Genomic DNA, 26,374 nt, shown 5'->3' on the forward strand with positions numbered 1-26,374 from the left:
CGCCGGTCGTCGCTCCGGGTGCGGGGCGTCATCATGGGAGACGACCTGCAGGAGGACCGAGCCGGACCGCGCCGACACGACGCGGGCCGGTCGACGATGCGGAGGACACGGTGGACCAGCGAGACGACGAGGGACGGGAACGTCCCGAGGGCGAGGGCGACGCCGAGGAGACCCGCGGCGAGCAGCTCCCCGAGGAGCGCGGCGGCCAGCCCGGGTTCCGGCCTTCCGGCGCACCGGGCAAGAAGGATCCCGGACCCGGGCCGTCCAGCGGCAACCCGCTCGAGGACCTGCTCGGTCCCCTCTTCGGCGGCCAGTTCCCCGGTGGGCAGTTCCCCGGTGGGCAGATCCCGGGCTTCCCCGCGGGCATGCAGGGCATCCCCGGCTTCGGCGAGGCCGGCTTCGACCCGGCCGTGATGGGCCAGGTCCTCGGCCAGCTGCAGAAGTTCCTCTCCAGCGGCTCCGACGCCCCCGTCAACTGGGACGTCGCCCACGACCTCGCCCGCCAGGCCGCCGCGCAGGACGGCGACCCCACGCCCAACGCCGTCGACCGCCGCGAGGTCGAGGACGCGCTGCGCGTGGCCGACCTCTGGCTCGACGGCCAGACCGACCTCGAGGCCGCCGCGGGCACCCTGGAGGCCTGGAGCCGCGCCGAGTGGGTCGAGAAGACCATGCCGGTGTGGCGTCAGCTGGTCGAACCCGTCGCGACGAACGTGGCCGCGGCCATGGGTGACGCGATGGCCGCGCAGGCCCCGCCGGAGATGGCCGCCATGCTCGGCTCGGCCGGTGCCATGCTACGCCAGGTCGGCGGTGGGGTGTTCGGGATGCAGGTCGGGCAGGCCATCGGCCAGCTCGCCGGTGAGGTCCTCTCCACCACCGACGTCGGGCTGCCGCTGGCGCCCTCCGGGAAGTCCGCGCTGCTGCCGGAGAACGTCCGCAGCTTCGCGCAGGGCCTCGAGGTCCCCCTCGACGAGGTCCGCCGCTACCTCGCACTGCGCGAGGCCGCCCACCAGCGACTCTTCGCGCACGTGCCGTGGCTGCGCAGCCACCTGCTCGGCTCTGTCGAGTCCTTCGCCCGCGGCATCTCCGTCGACGACGACCGCATCGCCGAGGCGGCCCAGCAGATCGACCCGACCAACCCGGAGTCGCTGCAGGAGGCACTGTCCTCGGGGATCTTCGAACCCGAGTCCACCCCCGCCCAGCAGGCCGCGCTCGCGCGGTTGGAGACGGCGCTCGCGCTCGTCGAGGGCTGGGTCGACCACGTCACCGACGAGGCCGCGGGCCACGTCCTCCCGCACGCCGCGGCGTTGCGCGAGACGATGCGCCGCCGCCGGGCGACGGGTGGCCCCGCGGAGCACGCCTTCGCGGTGCTCGTCGGGCTGGAACTGCGACCGCGCCGGGCCCGGGAGGCCGCGGCGCTGTGGGAGCTCCTCCTGGCCCGCGGCGGGCGCAGCGCCCGCGACGCGGTCTGGGACCACCCGGACCTGCTGCCCACGGCGGAGGACCTCGACGACGCGGCGGCCTTCGTCGAGCGCCGTCTGGGGGCCGACGACACCACCGCACCCGAGGGGGACGCGATGGACGCCGCCCTGCGCGACCTGCTCGACGGCGGGTCCGGGGACGGGACCGAGGGTCCCGACCAGGAGGGTCCCCGCCCGCAGTGAGGCCGGTGGTGCGGGTCGCTCAGACCCGCACCGGCGCCTCCCGCCCGTCCTGCGCGGCCAGCAACCCCACGGGGTCGGCGAGCAGCGGGCTCCAGGCCAGTTCCGCGGCGCCCAGCACGGTGGAGCGCGACCCGAGGGCGGAGAGGCTCACGGTGACGTCGGCCCGCATGGTCGGCATGACCAGGCGGTCGACCCAGGGCAGGACGTCGTCGCTGACCTCCGGCCACAACCGGCGCCACAGACCGTCGCCCAGGATCACCGTCTGCGGGTCGAAGAGGTGCCACACGTTGGCCAGCCCGCGGGCGAAGGCCCGGGACAGCCGGTCCCGGGTGCGTCGGCTGACGACCCCGCCGGAGGCGAGCCGGGCCAGCACCAGGTCGGCGATGTCGGGTGCGGCCGGGTCCAGGTCGAAGGGTTCCGCCCACGCCTCGGCGAGGGTCTCCGACTCCCAGCACCCCCGGCTGCCGCAGCGGCACGCACGGCCGTCGGGGTCGACGCTCATGTGCCCGACCTCGCCGCCGTAGCCCCGGTGCCCGGTCAGCGGGTGTCCCCCGGTGAGCACACCCCCGCCGAGTCCGTAGGTCCCGCAGAGGTAGACGACGTCGGAGAGCCCGACCGCGGCGCCACGACGGACCTCCGCGATGAGTCCGAGGTCGGCGTCGTTGGCGACGTCGACCCGCAGCGCGCGTCCTGTCCGCTCGGCCAGCGCCGCCGCGGCCAACGCGCCGAAGGGCACGTCGCGCCAGGCCAGGTTCGGGGCCAGGCCGATCGTGCCGTCGCCGGTGCGCACCGTTCCCGGGACGGCCAGCCCCACCCCCACGACGGGGACGTGCGGGGAGTCCTCGAGCAGTTCCACCGCAGCCCCGGCCACGAGGTCCGCAGCCGCCTCCGGGGTGGGTGGGGTGGAGGTCGGGATGGTGCGCCGGCCGTGGACGGTGCCGCCCAGGCCGACCCGCACGACCTGCACGGCGTGCACGTCGACGTAGCCCGCGAGCACCTCGGCACCCCCGGCGCGCGGTCGCACCTGCAAGGAGGGGCGGCCCACGCGGCCGGGGCTCTGGTCGGCGGGGGGTTCCTCCACGAGCAACCCCGCCTCGACCAGCGCCCCGACGAGGGCGCCGACCGTCGAGCGGTTCAGGCCCAGGTCGCGGGTGACCTCGGCCCGCGTCACCCCGCCCCGGCTGTGCACGAGGCCCAGCAGCGTCGAGAGGTTGTGCCGGCGGACGTCCTCGGTGCCCTGTCCCCGCGGTCCTCCGGCCCCCGACGCGTCCACGACGTGCTCAGACCGCGGAGGACGCTCGGCGTCGACGCGACACGGCGTCGACCGTCGCGGCGAGCAGCAGGACCACGCCGGTCACGAGGTAGTTGACGTACTGGGCCTGGCCCAGCAGCCCGAGGCCGTTGGCGATCGCCGCGATGACCAGACCACCGATGACCGCGTTGGAGACGCGGCCCTTGCCGCCGAAGAGGCTGGTCCCGCCGATGACCGCCGCGCCCACCCCGAGGAGCAGCGTGTTCGCACCGCCCGATCCGGGGGCCACGGAGTTCAGGCGGGAGGCGTCGATGACCCCGGCCAGCGCGGCCAGCGTCGAGCCGATCATGAAGACGGACATGCGGATCCCGCGCACCGAGATGCCCGCCCGGCGGGCCGCCTCGGGGTTGCCGCCGACGGCGTAGACGTGACGGCCGTAGCGGGTGCGCCCCAGCACCAGGGTGAGGACGACGAGCAGCACGGCGATGAGCGGGACGGAGTACGGGATGCCGGCGAGGTGGATGCTGGCGACCCGGGCCCGGTTCTGGCTGAGCACCGCGGTCACGAGGAGCAGGACGGCCGCGACGACGACGACGCGGAGGACCACGACGCCGAGGTTGTCGCGGGAGAGCCCACGACGGCGCTGCCCGCTCCACCGGAGCAGGCTGACGGCCGCGTAGCCGGCGGCGGCCGCGACGGCCAGGACCCACCCGAGCCACACCGGGACGTTGGAGTTGGCGATGGCGACGATGACGTCGTCGCGCACCGCGATCGTGCCGCCCTCACCGATGAGGCGCAGGGTGATGCCCTGCACGCCCAGGAAGAACGCGAGGGTCACGACGAAGGAGGGTATCCCGACCCGGGAGACGAGCAGACCGATGAGGGTGCCCAGCACCAGGCCGGTGACCAGGGCCGCCAGCAGGCCGACGACCCAGTTCACGCCGGTCTCGCGCAGCACGAGGGCCATCACGGCGGCGGAGGCGCCCCCGGCGACACCGGCGGAGAGGTCGATGTCGCCCAGCAGCAGGACGAACGTCAGCCCCATCGCGAGCACGATGATCGAGGAGGCCTGCACCAGCAGGTTGGCGATGTTGCCGGGCGTGGGGAAGGTGTCGGGACGCAGCGCGGAGAACAGCACGAAGAGGACGACGAGTCCCGCGATGGCCGGCAGCGACCCGATGTCACCGCCGCGCAGCCGCGCGACGTAGGCGCTGACCCCCTCGCGGAAGGTCGGTTCGGGAGCGGGCTGGGCCAGGGTGCTCCCGCCGCCGGCCGTGGCGCGGGCCAGCTGGACGATGCGCTCCTGCTCGGTGAGCGGGGCGGTGTCCGCGGCCTTGGCGGCCGCGGGTTCGGACTCCTGTCCGGTGGTCGACATGGCGATCTCCTCAGACCGGGGCGGAAGCGGTGGCGGGAGCGAGACCGAGGTCACCGGATCGCCCCGTCGTGATGAGTTCGACGACCTGGCTGCTCGTGACGTCGCGGGTCCGCACCGTCGCGGCCACCCGGCCGAGGTAGAGGGCGGTGATGTGGTCCGCGACCTCGAACACGTCGCTGAGGTTGTGGGAGATGAGCACGACGCCGAGGCCGTTGTCGGCGAGGCGACGCACCAGGTCCAGGACCTGCCGCGTCTGGGCGACACCGAGGGCCGCGGTCGGTTCGTCGAGCAGCACGACGCGGGAGTTCCAGAGCACCGCCTTGGCGATGGCCACGGTCTGGCGCTGACCGCCGGAGAGGCTGGAGACGAGCTGGCGCACCGAGCGGACGGTGCGCACCGAGAGGCTGGCCAGCGTCTGGCGGGCCAGCTCCTCCATCGTCGGCTCGTCCAGCAGGATCCCGCGGCGCTTCTCCCGGCCGAGGAACATGTTCTGGACGATGTCGAGGTTGTCGCAGAGCGCGAGGTCCTGGTAGACGACCTCGATGCCGAGGTCGGCGGTGTCGCGGGGCGTGCTGATCGAGACGGGGCGGCCCTCGAAGAGGTAGTCCCCGGCGTCGATCGTGTAGATCCCCGCGATGCACTTCACGAGGGTCGACTTGCCGGCGCCGTTGTCCCCGACGAGTGCGGTGACCTCTCCGGGGCGGACGTCGAGGTCGACGCCGTGCAGGACCTGGACGGCACCGAAGCTCTTGTCGATGCCGCGCAGCGAGAGCAGCGTCGTCGCGTCGGTCGTCGCGTCAGTGGTGGTGGAACTCATGCACCCCTCCTCGGGGGGACGTGGTGACGGCCGGCCGGAACCCCGCCGCAGCGGGGTTCCGGCCGGTCGGGTGTCGGTCGGTCAGGAGATGCCGAGTTCGGTGCAGTCCGCGGCGAAGTCACCGGTGCACAGCTCGGAGGCCTTGACGAAACCCGCGTCCACGACGGACTTCACCTTGTCGCGGGTGATCAGCTGCGGGTCGAGCAGGATGGACTTCACGTCGCGCTTGCCGGTGGTGTCCTTGGTCGTCCCCGTGGTCTTGGGGGTTTCACCCTTGATGAGGGCGATGGCGATGTCGGACAACGACTTCGCCTCCTGGTCGACGGGCTTGTAGACCGTCATGCACTGGGTCTTGGCGAGGATGTTCTGCAGACCCTGGGTGGTGGCGTCCTGCCCCGTCACCGGAACCTTCCCGGCGAGCCCGTTCTTGGCCAGGATCGAGATCGCGGCGTTGCCGAGGCCGTCGTTGGCGGCCAGGACACCGTCGATCTTGCCGCCCTGCTGGGTCAGCATCTGCTCGAAGATCGTCGCGGCCTGCTGGTTGTCCCAGTCGGGGACGGACTGCTCGGCGACGGCCTTGTAGTTCGTCATCGGGTCCAGCACGCTGTGCGCGCCGGCCGAGAACATCCCGGCGTTGTTGTCGGTCGGGGAACCGTTGAGGTAGACGATGTTCTTGTCCCCGCCGCCCAGGCACTGGGCCAGGCCCTGCCCCTGCTCCTGCCCGACCTTGGTGTTGTCGAAGGAGACGTAGTAGTCGGCCGAACCGCCGAGGGTCAGCCGGTCGTAGTCGATGGTCTGGACGCCCTGCTTCTTGGCCTTGGCCTCGATCGCGGCCCCGGAGTCGGAGTCGAGGTTGACGATGGCCAGGACCTTGACCCCCTCGGTGAGCATCTGGTCCGCGATGGTCTGCATGTTGGACGCGTCGCCCTGGGCGTTCTGGATGTCGGCCTTGACGCCGGCGGCGTCGAAGGCCTTCTGGAGCAGCGGACGGTCGAACGACTCCCAGCGGGCGGAGGACTTCGTGTCCGGGAGGATCACGCCGACCTCGGCGGCGGAGGAACCGCCGCTGGGGGACGAGGATCCCGTGTCGCTGCTGCCGCAGGCCGACACGAGGAGGACGCCGGCGACGGTGGTCGCGAGCAGGACTGAGGATCGAACGCGCATGGATGCTCCTTCGCATCTGGCTCTCCCGGCGGTCAGCTCGCCGGGAGTAAGTTGTGAGCCGCAACATATACCCGGGACCGCGCGGACGTGGGTGTTCGTGACCGAGTTGTGACCCGCAGCACCCCTTCGGCGGAAGGGGTCAGCTCGTGCTGACGATGACCTCGACGGCGGGCGGCTGCTCGTCCGCGGCGACGGCGGGACGGTCGTCGGAAGGGGTCGCGACGTCGACGTCGTCGTCGTCCTCCACGTCCTCGTCCTCGTCGTCCTTGTCGTGGTGGTTCGGACCCTCGTGGCCCGTCGCGTGGTCGATGCCCGCGAGGAAACCGCGCGCCCGTTCGGTCCTGGGGTAGGAGTTCAGCAGTCCCCAGAAGGCCCGCGAGTGGGTCGGGACGAGCAGGTGGGCGAGCTCGTGCAGCAGCACGTAGTCCAGGACCCAGCTCGGCATGCCCTGCAGACGGCTGGACAGGCGGATGCTCCCGTCGGCGGGGGTGCAGGACCCCCAGCGGTGGTGCTGGTTCTCGACCCAGGCCACCGACGTCGGCCGGGCGAGGCCGTCGAGGTGACGACGGGAGAGTTCGCGGGCGCGTTCCAGCAGGTCGCCCTCGAGCGGGTTGCGGCGCCGGTCGGCGGCCTCGAGCCGGGTGACCATCCGCTCGACCCACTCGCGTTCCTCGGCCGGGCTGAAGCGGGCGGGGATGAGCACCACGGTGCGGTCGCCGTCGCGGTAGGCCGAGACCGTCCGGGTCCGGCGGCGGCTGCGTCGCACGTCGACGGCGGGGCGGGGTCGTGCGTCGCCGGGGCGGTCCGGCGATTCGTCGTGGGGCTCGAGCGCCCCGTGGGCAGCATCGAGCGCCGCTGCACCCTCCTGGTGAGCCGTCACCTCCGGCAGGCTACCCGTCCGGGCCCGGAAGTCCGTCGTGCGGTGATCGACACGGTACGCGCAGTGCCGAACCTGGCCGAACCTGGCCGTTCTGGCGTGCCGACGCGCCTCGCACGGCTGCGCAGGGCACGATGCCGGACAGGACCACCGGAGCCCAGCGACGGGTGAGGGTGGTCACCGGGGGTCCCGCGACGGGGCACCCGCCCGCGAACGAGACACGAGGAGGCACCATGGCCGACGAGACCTGGAGCGGCGAGTTCTACTGCGTCAAGTGCAAGGAGAAGCGCGAGGCGACGGGCAACGTCGTCGAGACCAACGGCCGTCGGATGGCGAAGGGCAAGTGCCCCGTCTGCGACACCAACCTCAACCGCATCCTCGGCAAGGCGTCCTGATCCGGGACTGAGCCTCCCGACCACCGGTCGGTGACCCCGCGTGCCGGGGTCACCACCGGCAGGGTGCGCCTGTGGACGACGCGGTCCACCTCCGGAACACCTGCGGCACAGTGACCGCATGCTCTCCCCCACCACGACGCGGGCCCTCCCCCGCGGGGTGCCCGTCCTCGCCCGGCCCGACGGTCGGTTCCTCGTGGGGTCGACACCGCGCAGCGCGGTCGTGCAGTCCTCGCCCCCGGCGCCGCCCCTCGAGGCGGGACCCCCCTCCGACGAGGCCGACGCCTGGGCGGCCTACGACCGCACCGGCTCCCCCGACCGGCTGACCGGGCGCGGCCGCACGAGCGTCGCCGTCGTGGGGTCCGCCCGGACGGCGGACGCGCTGCTCGAGGTGCTGGCCGCGGCCGGGGTCGGCCGGCTGGTGTGCGACCGCCCCGAGGCCGTCCCCGCGCGGGTGCGCAGGACGGGGAACCCCGCGGACTCCGGGCCGGCCGACGTGGTCGTCCTGCTGGAAGAGCACACCGCACGGCCCGTCGCCGCCGACGGGTTGCTGGCCGACGGTGTGGTGCACCTGTCGGTCGTGGTGCGCGACACCGATGCGCTCATCGGGCCGCTGGTGCTGCCGGGCCGTTCGGCGTGCCTGCGCTGCGTCGACCGCTGGCGCACCGACGCCGACCCGTGCTGGCCGGCCACGCGGGACGGACTGAGCCGCGGGCCCCGCCGCCCGGTGGACGCGGCGACCGCCCACGCCGTCGCCGGACTCGCTGCGCTGCAGGTGCTCTCGCACCTCGACGGCGTTCCCGCGACGACGGTGGGGGTCTGGCTGGAACTGCTGTTGCCGGAGGGACGGGTGCGGGCCCGCGGCTGGGCCCCGCACCCCGGCTGCGGCTGCGTCGACCTCCCCCTCTGACCACCCCCTCTGACCACGACCTCGCCGGGGTTCCCGGCGGGGTCGCGCTCGGAGGGTCAGACGGCGGCGAGGTCGCGGTCCCCGGCGGTCGAGGCGGCGGCCTCGGCGCGGTCGGCCCGCACCGCGAGGACGAGGGCACGCCGGGCGGCGACCTCGGCCTGGCGACGGGCACGCAGGGCGCGAACCGTCCGGGTGCGGGCGGCTTCGCGGTGCAGGCTGAGCAGACGTTCTCGGACGAGGTTCTCCTCGACGTAGGACATGGTGACTCCAGTTCCGTTCACGGTGGGGGTCGCTGCGTCGGACCGGACGAGCCGGTTCACGCGGCGACGGGGTGCTTGCGGGGACGGCCGCGCGGACGTTTCCGCGGGACGACGACCCCGGACAGGACGAGCTGGCCGCCCCAGACGCCCCACGGTTCCGAGCGCTCGAGAGCGCCTGCGAGGCAGGCGTTCGCGAGCGGGCAGTCCGCACAGAGCGACTTGGCGAGTTCGACGTCCTCGGGCTTCTCGGCGAACCAGAGTTCGGAGTCGAAGCGGCGGCAGGGCAGCGGGTCCGGCGTGTGGCGGCGGGTCACGCCGCTCACCTCCTCCTGGGTCACGGTGACGGATCCGGCGTCACCGGTGGTGCGGATGTTCTGTCGGTTGCCTCGACCCGGTCGGGTCTGCGGGGACTGGTGCACGGTCATCTCTCTGCGTTCTCCGGCGAGTGATTCGGCGTCGAAGAGCCCACGAACGCAAAATGGCCGCGGACCCGAGGTGATCGGGATCCGCGGCCTGAGAGGTCGCCGGTCTGTGGCTAGACCGGTGGACTCAGAGTCGAGGGTCCCGAGAACGGGAAGGAGGTGCTGCCGTAGGCGGGGGCGACCAGACGCCCGGCCGGGGACTTCGTGGCCGGGAGCAGACGCACTCCACCCGTGGTCATGCCGCCGGTGGAGGCGTGGCTGCGCTCCCACGAACCGCACTGGGCAGCGATCGGGGAGGTCTGGCGCGGGCGCACGGCGAAGGCATCGGCGATGACGCCGTTCTGCGCGGTGACCGCGTTCACGATGCTTTCCATCGTCCTGCCCTCCTCTACGGTGCGTTCGCGCGGGACCGTTGCCCCGTGCTGTCGTGCATCTGACTGTAGGGGCACCCGCACCGGGACGACAACGTCTTTTTCCGCCGGGTTCCGGACGAGTTCCGGTGCAATCCTCAACCACCGCCCGATCCGTTGCCGTGCAACGGATCAGTGGATCCCATCGAGGTCAGTCGGTGGCGAGGACGGCCAGCACCTCGTCGGCGTACTTCTCCAGCTTCGACGGCCCGACCCCGGAGATCTTCGCCAACGAGGCGGTGTCCGTGGGCATCGCCTCGCAGATCGCGACGAGCGTGGCGTCGGTGAACACCACGTAGGCGGGCACCTCGGCGGCCTTGCACGTCGCGCTGCGCCACTCGCGCAGCCTCTCGAAGACCGCCTCGTCGTAGCTGGACGGGCAGTCGCTGCAGCGCCCGAGCTTGCGGTCCACCCCGGCGGTGAGCGACGCGCCGCAGACGCGGCAGAGCATGGGCCCGCTGGTGCGCTTGGTCTTCGCGCCCGCCGGCGTGACCGCACCGCCGCGACGGGCCGTGGGTGCGCCCTGGGGACGGACGGCGTCGAGGAAGCGCGAGGGTTTGCGGGAGGCCCGGCCTCCCGGGGTGCGGGAGTTGGCCCAGGACAGGTGGATCCCCTCGCGGGCCCGGGTCATCCCGACGTAGAGGAGGCGGCGTTCCTCCTCGATGTCGTCGGGGGTCTCGGCGAACGAGATCGGCAGCAACCCCTCGCTCACCCCCACCAGGAACACCACGTCCCACTCCAGTCCCTTGGCCGCGTGGAAGGAGGCCAGCGTCACGCCGTCGACCGTCGGGGCGTGCTGGGCCTGGCTGCGTTCCAGGAGTTCCTCGACGAGGTCGCTGAGTTGCGCACCGGGGCGCTTCTCGGCGAGCTCGTCGGCGAGGACCACCAACGCCTGCAACGACTCCCACTTCTCGCGCGTCGCACCACCGGCCGTCGGGGCCTTCTCGCCCCAGCCGGCCGAGGACAGCACCGCACGGGTCTCGGCCCCGAGGTCGTGGCCGGGCACCGCGGACCGGGCGCCACCGCGCAGCAGCACGATCGCGTCGCGGACCTCCTTGCGGGAGAAGAACCGTTCCCCGCCGCGGACGACGTAGCCGACACCGGCGTCGGCGAGCGCCGACTCCAGGGCCTGCGACTGGCCGTTGGTGCGGAAGAGGACCGCGATGTCCTTGGCGCTGCGACCACCGCGGACCTCGGCGGCGATGCGCGCGGCGACGCCGGCGGCCTCGGCGACGTCGTCGTCGTAGGCGGTGAACGTGGGCGGCGGGCCGGAGGGCCGTTGGGCGATGAGCTCGAGGCGGGCCTGGGCGTGCGTGCCGCTGGCCATCGAGAGGACGGAGTTGGCGAGGCCGACGACCTCGGGGGTGGAGCGGTAGTCCCGCACGAGCCGGACGACCTTGGTGTCGGGGTGGCGCCGGGGGAAGTCGAGCAGGTGCTCGGGGGTGGCCCCGGCGAAGGAGTAGATCGTCTGGCTGGCGTCGCCGACGACGCAGAGGTCCTGGCGGCCACCGAGCCAGAGGTCGAGGAGGCGCTGCTGCAGCGGGGAGACGTCCTGGTACTCGTCGACGACGAAGTGCCGGTACTGCTCACGGACGGTCGCGGCCACGTCGGGGCGCTCGTCGAGGATGCCGGCGGTCAGCAGCAGGACGTCCTCGAAGTCGATGACGGCCCGGTCGGTCTTGACGTCCTCGTAGGTGCGCACGAGGCGCGCGACGGTGGCGAGGTCGAGCCCGCCCGGCTCGCCGCGGCCCGCGGCGGCGGCGAGGCGCACGTAGTCGTCGGGGTCGACGAGCATGACCTTGGTCCACTCGACCTCGGCGGAGAGGTCGCGCACCCGGGTGCGGTCGGCCTGGATGCGCAGCCGGTTGCAGGCGTCGGCGATGAGCGGAGCCTTGTGCTCGACCAGGTTCGGCAGCGACCCGCCGATCGACTGCGGCCAGAAGAACTGCAGCTGACGCAGGGCGGCGGCGTGGAAGGTGCGGGCCTGGACGCCGGCGACCCCGAGGTCGCGCAGACGGGTCCGCATCTCCCCCGCGGCGCGCGCCGTGAACGTCACGGCCAGCACCCGGTTGGGCACGTAGGCGCCGGAGTGCACGCCGTAGGCGATGCGGTGGGTGATGGCGCGGGTCTTGCCGGTGCCGGCGCCGGCGAGGACGCAGACGGGGCCGTCGAGCGTGGTCGCGACCTCGCGCTGCTCGGGGTCGAGCCCGTCGAGGACCGAGTCGGCGCTGGGGCGGAGGTCTGTGCTCGTCGTCATGGCCCCGGCATCTTCTCCCACCGGACGGGTGGTCGGTGGCAGGAGGGGCGGCGCGTTGTGGACGACACGCCGTGAGCCGCCTGCGGGAAGATGGCTGTGGATCCCGTGGTTGCACGGGGTGCAGACGATCCACAGCCCGGTGGTGACCTGGAGCGAGGAGCAGGACCGTGTCCACGATGGAGGCCCCCGCGGCCGGCAGCGTCACGATGTTCACGACGACGTGGTGCGGCTACTGCCGTCGCCTGAAGTCGCAGATGGACCGTGAAGGCATCAGCTACTCCGAGATCAACATCGAGGAGGTCCCGAACGCGGCCGAGTACGTGATGCAGGTCAACGGCGGCAACCAGACCGTGCCGACGCTGCTCTTCCCGGACGGGACCGCCGCGACGAACCCCTCCCTCGCCGAGGTCAAGGCCAAGCTCTCCTGACCCCGAGCTTCCGGCCCACCGGTCCCCGCGAGTTCGCGGACCGGTGGGCCGTTTCGCTGCCCGCGGGCGCCTGCGTCGGCGTCGACGGCGCCGTCGACGCCGACCGCGCCTGGTTCGCGGAGCACCTGGTGGCAGCGCTGCGAGACCGTGCCCGTCCGGTCCTGCAGGCGGACTGGTCGGGTTTCTGGCGTCCCCGGTCGCTGCGCTACGAGTTCGGTCGCGACGACCCCGACGCGTTCCACGACACCTGGCTGGACGTGCCGGGGCTCTACCGGGAGGTCCTGGAACCCCTCGGCGCGGAGCACGACCGGTGGTGGGTCCCGTCGCTGTACGACCCCGCCACCGACCGGTCCTCCCGCGCGGCCCGTCGCGACGTCCCCGACGACGCCGTCCTGGTGTTCACCGGCCCGTTCCTGCTGCGCGAGGACACCCGCTGGGGTTTCGACGCCGTGCTGCACCTGTCGACCTCGGACAACGCGATCCGTCGCCGGGTCCCGGCCGACGACGCCGACAGGGTCCTCGGCGGGTGGAAGCGCTACCTGGACTCCAGCGAGCCCGTCGACCTCGCGACCGCGGTGCTGCGGTGCGAGGACCCCCGGCACCCGGCGGAACTGGTGCGGGAGTAGCGGATCAGGCCCAGGGCTTGTCGTCGGGAACGGGGATCGGCCCGCCGTACCAGGCCTCGATGAGACGCCGGGCGATGGAGACCCCCGGCGGCGGCAGGACCCGTCCGGCAGCGAGTTCTTCGGCGAGTTCCTCGCGGGTGAACCAGCGGGCGAGGGCGATCTCGTCGCCGTCGACCTTGATCTCCCGGGTCGTGGCGCGGGCGGCGAAACCCACCATGAGGCTCGCCGGGAACGGCCACGGCTGGCTACCGAGGTAGACGACGTCCTCGAGGCCGGGGCCGATGACGATGCCGGCCTCCTCGAACGCCTCGCGGCGCACGGTGTCCTCGAAGCACTCCCCCGGTTCGACGAAACCGGCGAGGACGGAGTAGCGGTTCTCCGGCCAGACCGGCTGGTGGCCCAGCAGGAGTTCGTCCTCGGGCGAGATGATGGCCATGATCACCGCGGCGTCGGTGCGCGGGAAGTGCTCCTTGCCGTCGGGTTCGACCTTCACCCATCCCGACGACGCGGCGGTCAACGGCTGACCGCTGCGCGGGGAGAACCGCGTCACGGCGTGCCAGTTGCCCATCGAGAGGGCCTCGGTGAACAATCCGGCGTCGCGGGCGGAGAGTTCCTCGCCGACCTCGCGCAGTCCCCGCCACTCCTCGCCGCCGCCGGCGCCGTCGGTGGCCTCGGGTTCGGCGTCGGCCGAGACGACCGCGACGTGGTGGACGCCCTCGTCGACGCCGAGGTAGAGCTGCAGGTCGTCGGGGCCGGGGGTGGGGACCTGGGCCGGGGCCCGGAGCACCAGCTTCAACCCCTCCGGAGTGCTCACGACGGGGGCGCGTCCGGCGTGGACCTGCAGGACGCGGGTGTCCGGCGAGGCCCAGAGCTCCTGCAGGTGCGAGGCCGGGACCCGGTTCACTCCGGCCCGGTCGACGTGCTGTCGGGACAGCGCCAGGTTGCGCAGGGGGGGACTCGGGAGGGGCACGGGGGTCACACCTGCACCTTATGCAGGCCCTCGCGCAATACCGTGGGGGTGTGCCCGTCCGCTCGCCCCGTGTCCTCGCCGCCCTCGCCACCGCTGCCGTGCGGGGTCTGGACGTGGTCGCGACCGGTCCCACGGATGCCGACGGCGCGGACTTCGACGTCGCCGTCGTGGTGGACGGCGAGGGCCGCAGGTTCGTCGTGCGCACTCCGCGCCGGCCCGCGGCGGCCGCCGCGCTGGACGCCGAGGTGGAACTGCTCGCCGGCCTCGTCGAGCCGTTGCCGTTCGCCGTCCCCGAACCCGCCGGGACCCTCGCCCTGCCCGAGGGTGGGCGGTGCGTCGTGCACCGCGAGCTCCCGGGATCCCCGCTCGACCCGGGGGACCTGCGGCCGGGCCCGGGACTCGCCGCCTCGATCGGCATCGGGCTCGCTGCGCTGCACCAGATCGACACCGGGGTCTTCAGCGACGCCGGGGTGCCCGTGTACGACGCCGAGGAGTACCGCAAGCGGCGGCTGTCCGAACTCGACCGCGCCGCCTCGACCGGTCACGTCCCGCCGCGGTTGCTGACCCGCTGGGAGGTCCTCATGGAGGACGTCTCGCACTGGCGGTTCGCGGCCACCCCGATCCACGGCGACCTCGTCGGTGAGCACGTGCGCACGGACGGCTCCCGGCTCACCGGCATCACCGGCTGGGTCGACGCGAAGATCGCCGACCCCGCCGACGACTTCGCCTGGCTGGCCGTCGGGGCCGACCCCGACGCGCTCGAGTCGGTCCTGGAGGCCTACGCCCACGCGCGCCACGAACCGCCGGACCCCGACCTGCTGCTGCGGGCCCGCCTCGCCGGCGAGCTCGCCCTCGCCCGCTGGTTGCTGCTGGGGTTGCGGATCGAGGACGCCGAGATCGTCGAGGACGCCCGGCGGATGCTGGACGACCTCGACGCGCACGCGGACGCCAACCCGTTGGGTTCCTGACCCCGTGCACCTGCGCATCGCCTCGGTCAACGCGGCCTCCGGTCGCGACCTCGCCTCCGGCGCCGTCGACTCCTTCGTCCTGACCACGGCGGTCGCGGCGCTGGACGCCGACGTCGTCGCGGTGCAGGAGGTCGACCACCTGCTCCCCCGCAGCGCACGGGCGGACCAGACGGCGCTGCTCGCGCAGGCCACCGGGTCCACCGGGCGGTTCGTCGCCACCGTCCACGGCACTCCCGGTACGCCGCAGGGCTTCTACCCGGCCGACGCGACCGTGGCCGGGGAACCGTCCTACGGCATCGCCCTGCTGTCGCGGTTGCCGGTCCTGGAGTGGCGCGAGGAACGGATGGCTCCCGGTCGCGCGAGGCTGCCGCTGCCCGTCCCGGGCGCCGGCTTGCGCTGGATCCCGGACGAGCCGCGAGCCGTCGTCGCGGCCGTCGTGGGGACGGCGATCGGACCGGTGAGCGTCCTCGGGACCCACCTCTCGTTCTCGCCGCTCCGCTCGGTCGCGCAGTTGCGGGCCGTCCGGCGCTTCGCCGAGTCGCTGCCGCGCCCCCTCGTCCTGCTCGGGGACCTGAACCTGCCGCCGGGCGTCGTCCACCGGGTCCTGCCCTGGCGGCCCCTCGTCACCGGCCCGACGTTCCCCGCCCCCGCACCGAAGGTGCAGCTCGACCACGCCCTCGCCGACGGGCTGCCGGACTCCGTGCGGGTCACGGCGCGCATCGAGCAGGTGGGTGGGAGCGATCACCGGGGTGTGATCGTGGACCTGACCTTCGACTGATGTCCCGCCGCACGGTCCCGGGCGCGGAGCCACCTCGAGTCGTCGCTCTCACCCGGGACACGCACGACCCGACGTGCCTCGCCGCGTCCTGGGGCGGCTTGCTGGACCGGCCTGCCACGCCGGACGCCCTCCTCCCCGGCTCGGCCACCCAGCCGGGTCCCCGGTTCGTCCGGAGCAGCAGAGTGCCGGTCTCCTCGTCCACCGCTGGTGCCGCGTCCCCGACGACGAGGACAGCGAGGCCGCTCCCGCCTGACCCGTCGCACCCACCGATGTCACCACCTCCCGTGAGACACGGGTCACACGAGGGCGGGATCCCGGCACCTGGTACGGCGTCGAGTGAGGCGTGGAGGTGACGATCTCGTCGCCAGGGCGCCCGGTTCGTCGCACCCACACCTCACTCCACGTGGTGACACCGATGGGTGTCCCACCGGGGGCCGCCTCGGGCGGACCGGGGAGGGTGTGGAGCTGGCCGACCCCGACGGCGACGGGTTCCGCCTCCTCCCGTGAGCACGGATCAGGACCGCGGCGCGAGGCGGAGGACGAGGTCACGCACCTCGGCCGGCCGGGACAGGAACGGGTGGTGGCCGGCGTCGATCTCGACGACGGCATCCGCGCGGGCGGCGTGCTCGCGTTGCCGCCGCGGCGGGGTCCCGCGGTCCTGGGTGCAGACGAGGTAGGTGGTGGGCAGGGCCTGCCACGCGGCGGTGGTGACGGTTGCCGAGGTCACCTCGACGTTCTGCCGGGCGAGGTGGCGCTCCCCCTCGGCCCGGACCTCGGGGTCGCAGTCGTGCAGGAACGTGTCGACGAGGAGTTCCGGGCGCACCCCGAACGTGCCGGCGTCGACGTCCACGTCGAGGAAGGGCGAGGGCCCCTCACCGAAGTCGGCGAGGCCCTGGCCGACCTCGGGCAGGTAGCTGGAGACCAGCAGCAGGTGGCGCACCGAGGTGATCCCCGCAGCAGCCTGCGCGGTGACGATCCCGCCGTAGCTGTGGGCGACGACCACCGTCGGTTCGTCGCTGTCCTGCAGCACCCCCCGCACCGCGGCGACGTCCTCGGCGAAACCACCCGAGCCACCCTCGCCGCAACTGGGCAGCAGCGGCGAGACGCTGCGGACACCGCGCTCCTGCAACAGGTCCGCGGTCCGGTGCCACCACCACGACCCGTCCTTCACACACGCCCCGTGCACGAACACGACCCTCATCCCGACCTCCACGCTCGTCCGGCGACCAACGCTAGACGTAGCGATCGTTACGCGAAAAGATCCGGGGATGGGCCGTCGACCGCAGCCACAACGGAAGGAGGAACTGCTCGACGCCTGCGCCGACCACGCCCTCGCCCACGGCCTCCCCGACCGGCTCGGGCCGTTCGTCACCGCCACCGGGACCTCGGCGCGGATGCTGATCTACCACTTCGGCACCCGCGACGCCCTGCTGCGCGCGGTCCTCGGCCGGGCCCGACAGCGACAGCTCGACGGGTTCCGCGACCTGCTCCGGCCACGACCCGACGAGCCGTACCGCGACACCCTCACCCGGGCGTGGACGGCGATCACCGGAGCGGACGGGCAGCCCTACCTGCGGATGTTCGGGGAACTGCGCGAGAGCACCGTCGAGCCGTTGTGGCCGGAACTACGCCGGGCCGCGACGACCGACTGGCTCGAACCCCTCGAGGACGGACTGCGGACCCTCGAGCGCCCGGACCTCGCGACCCTCGTCCTGGCCGTGATCCGCGGACTGATCACCGACCTGCACGCCACCGGCGACCGGGACCGCACCGACCGCGCGTTCCGGCAGTTCCTCGCGACCCTGGGCGACTACCCGACCGGGACGGAACGGACCAGTCGTTCCAGGTCGTCCGCGCCCAGCAGGTCGACGGGCCGGACCGTCGCACCCGTCGAGGCGTAGAAGAACGCCGCGCTGACGTCCTCCAGCGGAACTCCCTGCCACCGCGACCAGGCCAGGCGGTAGACCGCGAGCTGGACGTCGCGGGCACGCGCCCCGTCCCCCTCCGGCGGTCGGCCCGTCTTCCAGTCCACGACGTCCCACCGGGTCCTCCCGGCCGAGACCGTCGAGAAGACCGCGTCGATCCGGCCCCGCACCACGAGGTCGGCGACGGGGGTCTCCACCGACACCTCGACGGCGACCGGGTCCCGCGAGGCCCACTCCGAGGCGAGGAAGCGACGCTGCAGCGCCACGAGCTCCGCGTCGTCGGCGGCGTCCTCGTCGGCCGCACCGGGGAGGTCGACCAGGTCGAGCAGCGAACTCGCGGTGAAGCGCTGCTCCAGCCAGGCGTGGAACGCCGTCCCCCGACGGGTCGCCGGACGGGGTTCCAGCGGGACGGGCCGTCGCAGTTGCAGGGCCAACGCGTCGGCGTCCTGGGCCAGCGCCACCAGCCGCGACGCGGAGAGGTGCTTGGGCAGGAGCACCCCGGGGGCGTCGTGGGCCCGGGCGCGCTCGGCCAGCAGCAACCGGCTCTGCTCGCCCCAGGACAACGTCTCCTCGTCGACCTCGTCCACCTCCTCGACCTCGTCCAGGGTGGTCGTCGCGGCCATCGCGGCGCGGACGAGGGCGGCCCCCGCGTCCACGTCGCCGCGTCGGGAGGCGAGCGGATCGACCGGCCAGACGACGCGCTGCGGGTTCGCCGTCCGCGGGTTCGGCGCGTCGGGCTCCGGCGGGGCCGCCGGCGGCAGCACCACGAGCCCGGGAACGGCGCCGGGCGGGGCCTCGAGGACCTCGCGCAGGAACCGGGAGGGCTCCCGGGGCCTCGTCGCATCGTCCCAGTAGGCCCCGGACAGCAGGAGTTCCTCCTTGGCCCGGGTGAACGCGACGTAGGCGAGACGGCGTTCCTCGGCGAGCTGGTGCTCACCGCAGGCGGCGAGGAACTGCTCGCGGGCGGTGTCGAGCTCCTTCTGGGTGTCGGCACCCTCGATGTCGAAGTGCGGCAGGCTGGAGCGGTCCCCGCGCAGCGGGTAGGGCAGGACGCCCAGCGAACCCATGCCGCCCAGCCACCCCGGTGCGGTCTCCCCCGTGGCGGGGAACGACTTCTCGACGAGCCCGGGCACGGCGACGACGTCCCACTCCAGCCCCTTGCTGGCGTGCACGGTGAGCAGCTGGACGGCGTCGGTCGCCACGTCGGAGGCTCCGGGTTCCAGTCCGCGCTCGCGGACCTCGGCCGCGTCCAGCCAGGACAGGAAACCCCCCAGCCCCGGCCGCTGCGACCCCGCCGAGAACGACGCGGCCGCGTCGGCGAGGGCGTCGAGGTTGCTGCGGGCGAAGGCCGGGGAACTGCCCGGCCGGGCCGCCACCTCGACGTCGAGCAGCAGGGCACGTTCGACCTCGCCGACCAGGTCGGCGACGGGCAGGTGGGTCCGGCTGCGCAACCGGCGCAGGGCGGCGGCGAGCCGGGACAGCCGAGCGTGCGCCCGGGCGGACAACCCACGACCGTCCGGGCCGGTCCAGCCGGCGCCCGGGAGGTCGTCCAGGGCCTCCACGAGACTCACCGACTCGACCTCGTCGGGCAGGACGACGACGTCCTCGCCCGGTTCGTGCGGGTCCAGCGGCAGCGCGTTGCGCTGCCGCTGGAGCTGACGGGCCCACACCCCCAGCGCCGCGAGGTCGCGGGCGCCGAGGCGCCAGCGGGCACCGGTCAGCAACCGCGCGAGGTGGTCGCCACGACCCGGGTCGTGCAGGACGTGCAGGGTCGCGACCACGTCGACGACCTCCGGGGTCGAGAGCAGTCCCCCGAGCCCGACGACCTCGACGGGCAGCCCGGCGTCGCGCAACGCGCGCTGCAGCACCACGAACTGGCTCCGCTTGCGGCACAGCACCGCCGCGGTGCGACGGGGTCTGGGATCGGCCCCCTCCACCCGGCGCTGGACGGCGAGCCGCTCGGAGTCGGCGCGCCACACCTCGGCGAGGCGGGCGGCGACCTCGGCGGCCTCCTCCTCGACCGTCGCGGCGAACGTCGCCCGCACCCGGCCGGTCCCGGCGCCCGGACGCGGGCGCAGCACCGCGACCGTCCCCGCCGTGAGCGCCGCGTTCAACGGCTCGGCGACGACGTTGGCGGCGGCGAGGACGCCCTCGTCGTTGCGCCAGCTCGTCGCGAGCGGCAGCTGGGCGGCGGGGGTGTCGTCGAGGCGGCGGAAGTGGGCGGGGAAGCTCACGAGGTTCCCCGCGCTGGCGCCGCGCCAGCCGTAGATGGACTGGTGCGGGTCGCCCACGGCCGTCACCGGGTGCCCGTCCCCGAACAGCGAACGCAGCAGGGCGAGCTGGGCGTAGGAGGTGTCCTGGTACTCGTCCAGCAGCACGATCCGGTGCTTCGCCCTCTCCGCCGCGGCGACGGCCGGGACCTCGCGGGCCAGGCGGGCGGCGAGCAGCACCTGGTCGCCGAAGTCGAGCTGCTCCGCGTCGCGCTTGCGGCGCTCGTACTCGGCGAGCAGCGGGACGACGACCTTGCGGGCCTGCTGGACGGCCAGGAGGTCGCGGACCTTGGCGTAGGGCTCCCCCGGGACGTGCGCGCCGAGCTTCGCGATGCTCCTGTCGTCCTTGGGCAGCGTCTTGACGTGGGCGTCGATCCCGTCGACGAAGGACAGCACGTCGGCGGGGTCGACGAGGTGCTCGGCGCACTCCCCCGCCAGCTGGAGCAGCGCCGCGGCCAGGGTGCTCGGTGCGGCCTCGACGCCGGGCAGGTCGCCGCGCCAGGTCTCCACGACGTCGGAGGCCAGCTGCCACGCGCCCGCGTCGGACAGGACGGTGGACTGCGGTTCGATGCCCATCCGCAGCCCGTGGTCGATCACGAGCGAGGCGGCGTAGGCGTGGTACGTCGAGACGACCGGTTCCCCCTCGCCCAACGCGTCGTCGGCGGCGTCCCCGCCCAGGCCGACGGCCCGCAGCCCCCGCAGCCGGCGACGGACGCGTTCGGCGAGCTCTCCGGCGGCCTTGCGGGTGAAGGTCAGGCCGAGGACGTCCTCGGGAGCCACCAGGCCGTTGGCGACGAGCCACACGACGCGCGAGGACATCGTCTCCGTCTTGCCCGAGCCGGCCCCCGCGACGACGAGCATCGGCTCCACGGGGGCCTCGATCACGGCCACCTGTTCGGGGGTCGGGGTCGGCCGTCCGAGCCGGTGCGCGATCTCCACGGCTCCCAGCAGCTCGCTCACCGGGAACCCTCCTCGACGACGCTGCGGCCGGCGTCCTGGGCCGGGCAGCTGCTGTACACCGGGCAGTACCCGCAGTGCGGACCGACGACCGCCTCGAAGCGGTCGGCGGCCATCCCCTCGGCCGCGCGGGCGACGAGGTCGGACGCCCAGCCGGGCTCGGGGTCCTCGTCCAAAGCGCGTTGGCGCTGCTGCGGGGCCTTCTTCTGGTTGCCGCCGAGCTGGACGAGAGCGGCGCCCCCCGTGCCGCCGGGCACCGTGGGGAACGCGCCCTCCTGGGCGGCGAGCTGGTAGACGCCGAGCTGCGGCAGCCGCTCGAGGTCGGCCTTCGACGGCTGGGTCCTGCCCGTCTTGAGGTCGACGATCACGGCCCGGCCCTCGCCGTCGACCTCGAGGCGGTCCACCCGGCCGCGGATGCGGGCGCGACCGACAAGGACGTCGACGTCGAGCTCGACGCCCGCCAGCGTGCGACCCTCCCGGCGCGCCTCGCGGGAGTACTCCGCGAGCTTGTCGACCATCCGCTCGGCCCGGGCGCGCGCGGTGTCCGCGACCCACCCGTCCGGCAGTCCGAGGGTCGGCCAGAGCACTCCCAGGCGACGACGCAGCTCGAACGCGTCGGCCTCGGGAGCCTCGGAGGCGATGCGGTGCACGAGGTTGCCGATCGACTGGCTCGTCGAGTCGCCCGCGCGGGCGCCGGAGCTCTCCAGCAGCCAGCGCAGCCCGCAGCGCTCGAAGCTCTCGACCCGCGACGGCGAGACGGCGACCTCCTCGTGCGGAGCCCGCAACGGGCCGTCGTCGGTGAGGTCGTCGACGCCGTACCACTGCGCCGGGTCCGCGCCACCGACCCCGGCGCGGGCCAGCTCCGCCAGCCGGGACGCCGCGGCAGCCTTGCGCTGCGGGGACTCGAGCGTGTCCGGCGCGCAGACGACCTGGCGCAGCCGGGCCACCAGCGCCGGCAACGACACCGCCCGCGGCACGGTCGCCAGTTCGCGCTCCTCGTCCTGCGCGCCCTCCTGCAGCCCGGCCGCGTCGGCGACGACGTCGACGAAGGCCGACGGGCGTTCCTCCTCGGCCCGCACGGCGGTCACCGCCAGCTCCTCGCGCGCCCGGGAGACCGCGACGTGGAAGAGCCGCAGCTCGTCCTCCAGCACGGCGCGGCGCGCGCCGGGGCCGTCGGAGTCGCGGCCCTCGAGGACGTCCACGAGCGCCTGCGCGCCGAGGAGGGAACCGCGCAACCGCAGGTCGGGCCAGACCCCTTCCTGCACCCCGGCGACGACGACGAGGTCCCACTCGCGTCCCACCGCGCCCTGCGGGGTGGTCAGCGTGACGGCCCCCGCGTCGGGGGCGCGGTCGGCGAGGGTGTCGGAAGGCACCTCGGCCGCCATCAGCTGGTCGAGGAAGCGTTGCGCGCTGCCGGACCCGGGGAAGCGGTCCACGAAGCGACCCGCGGCCTCGAAGAGCGCGAGCACGGCGTCCAGGTCGCGGTCGGCGCGCCCGGCGTCGGCCCCCTCGACGACGGCCCCGGCCAGGGCGGCCCGCTGCCAGCGCTCCGCCAGACCACTGGCCTCCCAGATCCCCCAGAGGACCGTCTCGGCGCTCGCGTCGGGTGCCGCGGCCGCTCGTCGACCGGCCTGCAGGACGACCGCCACCCGCACGGCCGGGCGCAACGCCGGGTCCTCGACGCCGAGCATCGCCAGGTCACCGTCCGCCGCGGCGAGGTCACCGACCTCCGGCGCGGCGAGCGCCCCGGCCAGCGCCCCGGTGAGCACGGCGTCGCTGCTGCGACCGCCACCGGCGGCGACCTCGCTGCGGCGCAACGACTGCCGCAGGCGCCGCAGGGCGACCACGTCGGCTCCGCCGACGGGCGAGGTCACGAGGTCCCTGGCCGTGGCGTCGTCGAGGGCCTCCGGGTCGAGGACGACGGCGAGCGCCGTCAGCAGCGGGCGGACGGACGGCTCGTCGCGCACGGGGACCTCCGCGAGCGGCACCGCGAGCGGGACCCCGGCGTGCGCGAGCCCCCGGCGCAGCGCGGCGGTGTGCCCGGCGGAGCGGACGACGACGGCCATCCGCGACCAGGGCATCCCGTCCAGCAGGTGGCGGCGGCGCAACCGCTGGGCGATCCAGGCGGCCTCCTGGGTGGGTGAGCCGAGGACGGCGACCTCGACGTGCCCACCGCCGCCGCGACCCGCGCGGGCCGCGCGTTGCCCGGCGCCGCCGAGAGCGCCGATGCGGGTCGAGACCGCCCGGGTCACGTCGTGCAGGACGGGCCGCTGGCGCCAGCCGGTGCCGAGCACGAACGTCGGCGCGTCGACGCCCGGTCGCGGCCCGAACCGCTGGGCCAGCCCGGCGGCGGTGCGCGCGTCGGCACCGCGGAAGCCCTGGGTGACGCTGTCGGGGTCGGTGGTCAGCACGAGGTCGCGCCCACCGGCGACGACCTCGAGCAGGCGCAGACCGGCGTCGGAGAGGTCGTGGGCGTCGTCGACGGCGACGAGGTCCCAGCGGGCGCGTTCGGCGGTGAGCAGGTCGGGCTGGGCCTGCAGGGCGACGACGGCCTCGTCGACCACGGCGGCCGGGTCGTAGGCCTCGGAGCGGCTGAGGGCGTTGACGTCGAGGTACTCCTCGAGGAGGGCGGCCGCGGCCCGCCACTCGGGCCGGGCCTGGGTGCGGGCGAGGTCGAGCAGGTCGGCGGAGCGCAGCCCGCGTTCGACGACGCGCATCAGCAGGTCGCGCAGTTCGTTGCGGAAGCTGCGCAGCACCCAGGACGCGCGGGGGACGTCGCTGGGCCAGCTCGGGACCCGCAGGGCACCCGTGGCGGTGAGCGCGCCGGTGGCGTCGAGGTCGAAGAGCTCGGTCACGGCCGGGCCCTCCTCGGCGGTGACGGCGAGGTGACCGCGGAGCAGGTCGGCCAGGATCGAGTCCTGCTCGGCGCCGGAGATCAGACGTGGCGGCGGGGTCCCCTCGCGGACGTGGACGAGGCGCAGCACGCCGAAGGCGTAGGACTGGGGCGTGCGGGCCGCGGGCTGGCCCGTCGTGCGTCGCAACCGTTGCGAGAGGTCGTCGCGCAGCAGGTCGGCGGAACGACGGGTCGGGGCCAGGACGAGGACCCGGTCCGGTTCCAGGCCGTCGCGTTCCACCCGGGTCGCGACGAGTTCGCGCAGGGTGCGGGTACGACCGGTCCCCGGGGCACCCAGGACGACCAGCGGGCCGCTGCCGGGCCGGGTGTCGAGCACCCGCTGCTGGCTCGGGTCCGGCTGTGCGGCAGGGGGTTCGACCGGTGCGGCCCGCCGCAACCGCGGCGGTCGCGGCCGTCGGGGCCGTTGGCGGGCACCGTCGCCGCCCCCACCGGGCGCACGGCCCGCACCACCGTCGTCCACGTTCTCCCCGAGCACCTCGTCATGGCACCACAGACCTCCGACACGACCCCCACCGCTGTCAGCCGGCCAGTCCCAGCTCGGCCACCAGCGCCTCGACGTTGGCGGCCTGGTTCAGGGAGTAGAGGTGCAGCAGGGGCACGCCCTCGGCCAGCAGCCGGCGGCCGTCCTCGACCGCGACCCGCAGACCCTCCTCGCGGAAGGCGCCCCGGTCGTCGAGGAAGGGGTCGAGGCGACGGTGCAGCCAGGAGGGTTCGTGGCCGTCGGTGAGCCGTCGGGTCACCTCGAGGACCCGCGGGCTGGTCACGGGCAGCAGACCCGGGACCAGCGGCACCTGGCAGCCGGCGGCGGCGAGGCGGTCCCGCAGTCGGAGGAAGTCCTCGACGTCGAAGGTCAGCTGGGCGATCGCGAACGCGGCTCCGGCGCGGACCTTCCCCAGCAGGTGCCGCAGGTCGGTGTCGGGGTCGGGAGAGTCGGGGTGGCCGAGCGGGAAGGCCGCCACCCCCACCGAGGACGCGCCCTCGGTCAGGGCCAGCCGCACCAGCTCGTCGGCGTGCTGCAGACCCTGCGGGTGCGGGCTCCAGGGTGCGTGCGGGTCGCCGTCCGGGTCCCCCCGCAGGGCGAGGACGTCGCGCACCCCGCCCGCCAGCAGCGCGCCGACGACACCGCGCAGCCGGTCCGCGGACTCCCCGACGGCGGTGAGGTGGGCGAGCGGGCGCAGGGACGTCTCGGCGGCGAGGCGGGAGGCGAGCTCGACCGTCCCCTCCCGGCTGCCGCCGCCGGCGCCGTAGGTGACCGAGGCGAAGACCGGCCGGAGCCGGGCGAGCCGTTCGACGCTCGCCCACTGCCGGGTGGCCGAGGCCTCGTCGTGGGCGGGCGAGAACTCCACCGAGAAGCGCCGCTGCGCGCAGGCCAGGTCCTCGGGGAGGCTCACCGCGGGGCCCACGGGGCGACCCAGTCGCTCGCGTCCCAGCGGGCCTGCCCGAGGTCGACCCGGACGTCGGCGGCGTCGTGGGCGAGGCGCCGCAACGGGACACCCTCCGCCCGCCAGTGCTGCAGGGCCCGGTCCGCGAGCGGCGGGGCGGCGCTCCCGTCGGCCCGCAGGACGCGCCACCAGGGGGCGTCGGACCCGAAGCGGCGCAGCACGTTCCCGACGAACCGCGGTCCGCGGTCACCGACGAGCTCGCCCACGTCGCCGTAGGTCAGGACCCGCCCGGCGGGGATGGCGTGCACGACCTCGAGGACCTCCTCGGCGCGGTCGGGAAGCTCGCTCGGCACGGGCGCAGCCTCCCACCCGGGTGCCGCGACACGCGCTGGCCCCCTGTGCCGGGCCCCTGCCTCAGGGGTTGGGCCAGGGGTTCGGCAGCGCGCCGTCCAGCCCCTTCGTCTGCTGCATCATCACCGGCGCGAGCTTCCCGGCCCCGGGGTTCGGCGCGTGGCCGTGACCGAGGGCGTGGCCCACCTCGTGGTTGACGACGTACTGCCGGTAGCCGGTGCGGTCCTCGCCGTAGTCGGGGATCGCCTCCACCCAGCGGTACCACGTGAGGATCGCCGCGTCACCGCTGCGGCAGGAGAGCGTGCCGCCGGTGCGCAGGGGGCGGCAGAGCGCGGCGGAGGTGTCGGGGGTCGCCAGCACGAGGCGGATCTCGGCGTCGCCGTCGGTGCGGGCGAAGCTCGTCGTGCCGCCCGCGCCCCAGCTCCGCGGGTCGTTCAGGACGCCCAGCGCGAAGTCCGCGAACGCGACCGGGTCCAGCACGCCCGCGTCGAGGAGGTCCTGTTCCACCTCGACGCGGAGGGTACGGACCCGTTGCGAGGCAGGGGCTTGCGAGGAACCCGGCACGACGACGAGGGATCCCCCACCGGACTGCGGGACCCTGCGCAGCAGGACCCCGGCGCTGACGTCGGCCGCCGTGAGGCCCTCGGGCAGCGGCGGCTGAGTCGGCTGCGTCACCGTGGGTGTCGCCACCTCGGACGGGGCGGCCGTCGAGCTGGTGGGTGCCGGGGTCCCCGGGGCCTGCGACGGCGTGCCGCTCGCTCCGCCCGTGCACCCCGCGAGTCCCGCCAGCACCCCCGCTCCGCCGAGCAGGACCGCCCGTCGGGAGGTCACCGGGGGGCGGTCGGGGTCGCCGTCGTGGGCACGCAGGAGCACGGCGTCAGCTTCGCACCGGTACCGCACAGCCGGGCGCAGCCACCCCGCTCGCACCTCCGCCCCGTCCGCTGGCGGCGAACCGGAACGCGGTCGCGCCCCGGCGGCGGCTAGCGTGGCCTGACGATCGCGGGCGGC

The 26,374-nt window shown here is 74.4% G+C and carries 24 protein-coding genes; 8 read left to right on the top strand and 16 right to left on the bottom strand.

All coding sequences use genetic code 11. The features are described from left to right. The first annotated feature begins 110 nt into the window (after positions 1-110). Positions 111-1,661, top strand: a complete 1,551-nt coding sequence (locus OG218_RS06310) for a zinc-dependent metalloprotease (RefSeq protein WP_328292351.1) — start codon at positions 111-113, stop codon at positions 1,659-1,661. Positions 1,662-1,680: 19 nt separating this feature from the next. On the opposite strand, the gene OG218_RS06315 is transcribed toward OG218_RS06310, so the two are convergent. The 5 genes from OG218_RS06315 to OG218_RS06335 all read right to left on the bottom strand — a co-directional run bounded on the left by OG218_RS06315 (position 1,681) and on the right by OG218_RS06335 (position 7,035). Continuing rightward, entirely contained in the window at positions 1,681-2,934 is a 1,254-nt protein-coding gene (locus OG218_RS06315) for an ROK family transcriptional regulator (protein ID WP_328292352.1), read from the bottom strand. A gap of 7 nt (positions 2,935-2,941) precedes the next feature. Further along, on the bottom strand, positions 2,942-4,288 hold the full coding sequence (locus tag OG218_RS06320; RefSeq protein WP_328292353.1) for a sugar ABC transporter permease: 1,347 nt from the start codon (positions 4,286-4,288) through the stop codon (positions 2,942-2,944). A 10-nt stretch (positions 4,289-4,298) separates the two neighbouring features. Next, complete coding sequence (locus tag OG218_RS06325; RefSeq protein ID WP_328292354.1) at positions 4,299-5,105, bottom strand: ATP-binding cassette domain-containing protein; 807 nt, start codon at positions 5,103-5,105, stop codon at positions 4,299-4,301. Between the two features lie 81 nt (positions 5,106-5,186). After that, a complete protein-coding gene (locus tag OG218_RS06330; RefSeq protein ID WP_328292355.1) occupies positions 5,187-6,269 on the bottom strand; it encodes a sugar ABC transporter substrate-binding protein in 1,083 nt (360 codons plus the stop codon). 139 nt (positions 6,270-6,408) lie between these two features. Beyond that, the gene (locus OG218_RS06335) at positions 6,409-7,035 is read right to left on the bottom strand and encodes a M48 metallopeptidase family protein (protein WP_380162443.1); all 627 of its coding nucleotides are present in this window, start codon (positions 7,033-7,035) and stop codon (positions 6,409-6,411) included. A 344-nt stretch (positions 7,036-7,379) separates the two neighbouring features. On the opposite strand from OG218_RS06335, the gene OG218_RS06340 reads away from it, so the two are divergent. Both OG218_RS06340 and OG218_RS06345 read left to right on the top strand, forming a co-directional pair. After that, entirely contained in the window at positions 7,380-7,541 is a 162-nt protein-coding gene (locus tag OG218_RS06340; protein WP_328292357.1) for a DUF5679 domain-containing protein, read from the top strand. Positions 7,542-7,659: 118 nt separating this feature from the next. Beyond that, positions 7,660-8,448 carry a hypothetical protein gene (locus OG218_RS06345; protein ID WP_328292358.1) on the top strand — a complete coding sequence of 263 codons (789 nt, stop codon included), beginning with the start codon at positions 7,660-7,662 and terminating at the stop codon, positions 8,446-8,448. Between the two features lie 56 nt (positions 8,449-8,504). Here OG218_RS06345 and OG218_RS06350 read toward each other — a convergent pair whose 3' ends face one another. The 4 genes from OG218_RS06350 to OG218_RS06365 form a co-directional block, all read right to left on the bottom strand. Next, complete coding sequence (locus tag OG218_RS06350; protein ID WP_328292359.1) at positions 8,505-8,729, bottom strand: hypothetical protein; 225 nt, start codon at positions 8,727-8,729, stop codon at positions 8,505-8,507. Between the two features lie 35 nt (positions 8,730-8,764). Continuing rightward, the gene (locus tag OG218_RS06355; protein WP_328292360.1) at positions 8,765-9,133 is read right to left on the bottom strand and encodes a WhiB family transcriptional regulator; all 369 of its coding nucleotides are present in this window, start codon (positions 9,131-9,133) and stop codon (positions 8,765-8,767) included. Between the two features lie 110 nt (positions 9,134-9,243). After that, complete coding sequence (locus OG218_RS06360) at positions 9,244-9,504, bottom strand: hypothetical protein (RefSeq protein ID WP_328292361.1); 261 nt, start codon at positions 9,502-9,504, stop codon at positions 9,244-9,246. A 187-nt stretch (positions 9,505-9,691) separates the two neighbouring features. After that, the gene (locus OG218_RS06365; RefSeq protein ID WP_328292362.1) at positions 9,692-11,797 is read right to left on the bottom strand and encodes an ATP-dependent DNA helicase UvrD2; all 2,106 of its coding nucleotides are present in this window, start codon (positions 11,795-11,797) and stop codon (positions 9,692-9,694) included. Between the two features lie 176 nt (positions 11,798-11,973). Here OG218_RS06365 and OG218_RS06370 point away from each other — a divergent pair, with 176 nt between their 5' ends. After that, positions 11,974-12,225 (top strand): mycoredoxin, encoded by a 252-nt coding sequence (locus OG218_RS06370; protein WP_328296221.1) that lies wholly within the window; start codon positions 11,974-11,976, stop codon positions 12,223-12,225. Between the two features lie 128 nt (positions 12,226-12,353). Continuing rightward, on the top strand, positions 12,354-12,851 hold the full coding sequence (locus OG218_RS06375; protein WP_328292363.1) for a hypothetical protein: 498 nt from the start codon (positions 12,354-12,356) through the stop codon (positions 12,849-12,851). A 4-nt stretch (positions 12,852-12,855) separates the two neighbouring features. On the opposite strand, the gene nudC is transcribed toward OG218_RS06375, so the two are convergent. Then, positions 12,856-13,830 (bottom strand): NAD(+) diphosphatase, encoded by a 975-nt coding sequence (gene nudC / locus OG218_RS06380; RefSeq protein ID WP_328292364.1) that lies wholly within the window; start codon positions 13,828-13,830, stop codon positions 12,856-12,858. Between the two features lie 41 nt (positions 13,831-13,871). Here nudC and OG218_RS06385 point away from each other — a divergent pair, with 41 nt between their 5' ends. Together OG218_RS06385 and OG218_RS06390 are read left to right on the top strand one after the other, a co-directional pair. Continuing rightward, positions 13,872-14,789, top strand: coding sequence for a macrolide 2'-phosphotransferase (locus OG218_RS06385; protein WP_328292365.1), 918 nt, complete (start codon positions 13,872-13,874; stop codon positions 14,787-14,789). Between the two features lie 4 nt (positions 14,790-14,793). Further along, a complete protein-coding gene (locus OG218_RS06390) occupies positions 14,794-15,567 on the top strand; it encodes an endonuclease/exonuclease/phosphatase family protein (protein WP_328292366.1) in 774 nt (257 codons plus the stop codon). 514 nt (positions 15,568-16,081) lie between these two features. Here OG218_RS06390 and OG218_RS06395 read toward each other — a convergent pair. Continuing rightward, positions 16,082-16,768 (bottom strand): alpha/beta hydrolase, encoded by a 687-nt coding sequence (locus OG218_RS06395; RefSeq protein ID WP_328292367.1) that lies wholly within the window; start codon positions 16,766-16,768, stop codon positions 16,082-16,084. 67 nt (positions 16,769-16,835) lie between these two features. Here OG218_RS06395 and OG218_RS06400 point away from each other — a divergent pair, with 67 nt between their 5' ends. Then, positions 16,836-17,468: a hypothetical protein gene (locus OG218_RS06400; protein WP_328292368.1), complete on the top strand. Its 633-nt coding sequence runs from the start codon at positions 16,836-16,838 to the stop codon at positions 17,466-17,468. Here the strand turns inward: OG218_RS06400 and OG218_RS06405 are convergent. The 5 genes from OG218_RS06405 to OG218_RS06425 all read right to left on the bottom strand — a co-directional run bounded on the left by OG218_RS06405 (position 17,378) and on the right by OG218_RS06425 (position 26,239). Further along, a complete protein-coding gene (locus OG218_RS06405; protein ID WP_328292369.1) occupies positions 17,378-20,722 on the bottom strand; it encodes an ATP-dependent DNA helicase in 3,345 nt (1,114 codons plus the stop codon). The genes OG218_RS06400 and OG218_RS06405 overlap by 91 nt on opposite strands. Then, positions 20,719-24,108 (bottom strand): ATP-dependent helicase, encoded by a 3,390-nt coding sequence (locus tag OG218_RS06410; RefSeq protein WP_328292370.1) that lies wholly within the window; start codon positions 24,106-24,108, stop codon positions 20,719-20,721. The genes OG218_RS06405 and OG218_RS06410 overlap by 4 nt, the downstream gene beginning before the upstream one ends. Positions 24,109-24,151: 43 nt before the next feature. Next, complete coding sequence (locus OG218_RS06415) at positions 24,152-25,024, bottom strand: methylenetetrahydrofolate reductase (protein WP_328292371.1); 873 nt, start codon at positions 25,022-25,024, stop codon at positions 24,152-24,154. Further along, positions 25,021-25,368 carry an MGMT family protein gene (locus tag OG218_RS06420; protein ID WP_328292372.1) on the bottom strand — a complete coding sequence of 116 codons (348 nt, stop codon included), beginning with the start codon at positions 25,366-25,368 and terminating at the stop codon, positions 25,021-25,023. The genes OG218_RS06415 and OG218_RS06420 overlap by 4 nt, the downstream gene beginning before the upstream one ends. 61 nt (positions 25,369-25,429) lie before the next feature. After that, positions 25,430-26,239 carry a DUF3152 domain-containing protein gene (locus OG218_RS06425; RefSeq protein ID WP_328292373.1) on the bottom strand — a complete coding sequence of 270 codons (810 nt, stop codon included), beginning with the start codon at positions 26,237-26,239 and terminating at the stop codon, positions 25,430-25,432. Positions 26,240-26,374: the final 135 nt, after the last annotated feature.

Source organism: Kineococcus sp. NBC_00420 (assembly GCF_036021035.1).
GTDB lineage: Bacteria > Actinomycetota > Actinomycetes > Actinomycetales > Kineococcaceae > Kineococcus.